Annotated in this window: 3 protein-coding genes; 2 read left to right on the top strand and 1 reads right to left on the bottom strand. The window is 75.2% G+C overall.

Annotation, left to right across the window (positions count from 1 at the left end; translation table 11 throughout):
- Window positions 1-228: 2Fe-2S iron-sulfur cluster-binding protein (locus FFS27_RS32285; RefSeq protein ID WP_272483182.1), on the top strand; the 228-nt coding region annotated here is incomplete at its 5' end.
- The gene (locus FFS27_RS32280; protein WP_014603677.1) at window positions 225-1478 is read left to right on the top strand and encodes an NAD(P)/FAD-dependent oxidoreductase; all 1254 of its coding nucleotides are present in this window, start codon (window positions 225-227) and stop codon (window positions 1476-1478) included. The genes FFS27_RS32285 and FFS27_RS32280, both read left to right, overlap by 4 nt.
- Here the strand turns inward: FFS27_RS32280 and FFS27_RS32275 are convergent.
- A partial coding sequence (locus FFS27_RS32275) for an EamA family transporter (RefSeq protein WP_146235798.1) occupies window positions 1475-1971 on the bottom strand: 497 nt, incomplete at its 5' end. The two genes, FFS27_RS32280 and FFS27_RS32275, sit on opposite strands and share 4 nt — an antisense overlap.

The following is a 1971-nucleotide window of genomic DNA, read 5'->3' as shown; positions in this document are numbered from 1 at the left end:
CTGTTCATCGACCGGCGTCCGCTGCGGGTCGCCGTCGGTACCAGCGTGGCGGCCGCCCTCGCCCTCGGCGGCGACGGCTGCTCCCGCAGCGCGGTCGGCGGCGGGCGGCGCGCGCCGTTCTGCGGCATGGGCGCGTGCCAGGAATGCCGGGTATTGATCGACGGTCGGCGACGCCTGGCCTGCCAGACCGTCTGCCAATCCGGCATGCGCGTGGAGACCCAGGCATGAGCGCCGACTACGACCTGCTGATCGTCGGTGCCGGCCCCGCCGGCCTGGCCGCAGCGCTGGCCGCCGCGCCGAGCGGCGCGCGCATCGCCCTGGTCGACGACAACCCGGCCGCCGGCGGACAGATCTGGCGCGACGGCCCGCGTGCCAGCCTGCCGCCGCGTGCCCATCAGATGCGCCAACGCCTGGCCGGGCACGCCAATGTCGAGCACTTCCCGGCGACCCGGGTGGTCGCCTGCGGTCCCGGCAGGCGCCTGTTGCTGGAAGACCCGCAACGCGGCTGGCAGGTCGGCTACCGACGCCTGGTCCTCTGCACCGGCGCCCGCGAACTGCTGCTGCCGTTTCCCGGCTGGACCCTCCCCGGCGTCACCGGCGCCGGCGGCCTGCAGGCGTTGGCCAAGGGCGGCCTGCCACTGGCCGGCCAGCGCCTGGTGGTGGCTGGCTCCGGCCCGCTGCTGCTGGCCAGCGCCGCCAGCGCCAGCCAGTGCGGGGCGCGCCTGCTGCGCATCGCCGAACAGGCGCCGGCGAGAACCCTGGCCGCCTTCGCCGTACGCCTGCCGCGCTGGCCCGGCAAGCTGTGGCAGGCCGCCGGCCTGTTCGCCCGTAGCTACCGCGCCGACAGCTACGTGCTCGCCGCCCTCGGCGAGGAGCGCCTGGAAGCCGTGCGCCTGCGCGAAGGCGGTCGGGTCCGCGAGATCGCCTGCGAACGCCTGGCCTGCGGCTTCGGCCTGGCGCCCAACGTGCAACTCGGCCAGGCCCTCGGCTATCGCCTCGACGGCCAGGCGCTCGCCGTCGACGAATGGCAGGCCGGCAGCCTGCCCGACCACTACGCCGCCGGCGAATGCACCGGCTTCGGCGGCAGCGAACTGGCCTTGGTGGAAGGCGCCATCGCCGGCCATGCCGCCGTCGACGAGCGCGACGCGGCCCGCCGCCTGTGGCCACGACGGCGACGCTGGCAGGGCTTCGCCGACACCCTGGCGCGACACTTCGCCCTGCGTGCCGAACTGCGTGAACTGGCGGAGGCGGATACCCTGGTCTGCCGTTGCGAAGACGTCCCCTTGGCCGCGCTGGCCGGGCATGCCGGCTGGACCGAGGCCAAGCTGCACAGCCGTTGCGGCATGGGCGCCTGCCAGGGGCGGATATGCGGCAGCGCCGCGCAATTCCTGTTCGGCTGGACGCCTCCGGCGCCGCGTCCGCCGTTCAGCCCGGCGCGCCTGGAGACCCTGGCCCGCTGGCAGGGCGACGCCGGCTAGCGACGCTCGGCGCGATACAGCCAGCCGAGGCCGGCCAGCGACAGCAGCAGGCCACCCAGCAGCATGGGTGTCAGCGGCTCGGCGAACATCCAGTGCGCCCATAGCAGGGTCAGCGCCGGGCTCAGGTACAGCGCCGCGCTGCCGCCCTGTGCGGAAAGATGGCGCAGGCCCAGCCAGTACAGGCCGTAGCCGCCGAAGGTGGGCAGCAGCACCAGCCAGGCGAGCCCGAACAGGAATCCGCCGGACAGCGGCGGCCGCAGGCTACCCTCCGCCAGCGCCAGGCCGGCGAACGCCGGCAGCGCGGCGCCGATCTGCACGAACAGCACCACGGCCAGCGATCCCGGCGCATCGTCCCAGCGCTTCTGCAACAGGGTGGCCAGGGCCAGCGCCAGCATTCCCAGCAGCGGCAGGCCGTAGGCCCAGCCCGGCGCCCGCCCCAGCGCCAGCGCCGCATGCCCGGCCCAGAGCACCCCGGCGACGCCCAGGGCGATCC

It is taken from the genome of Pseudomonas sp. 2VD, from assembly GCF_005503585.1.
Lineage (GTDB): Bacteria > Pseudomonadota > Gammaproteobacteria > Pseudomonadales > Pseudomonadaceae > Pseudomonas > Pseudomonas aeruginosa.
This window is presented reverse-complemented; position numbering and strand designations above follow the sequence as displayed.

Bases quoted from the DNA above. Each gene is read 5' to 3' on its own strand.
- FFS27_RS32280 (WP_014603677.1), top strand. From the start codon at position 225: ATGAGCGCCGACTACGACCTGCTGATCGTCGGTGCCGGCCCCGCCGGC.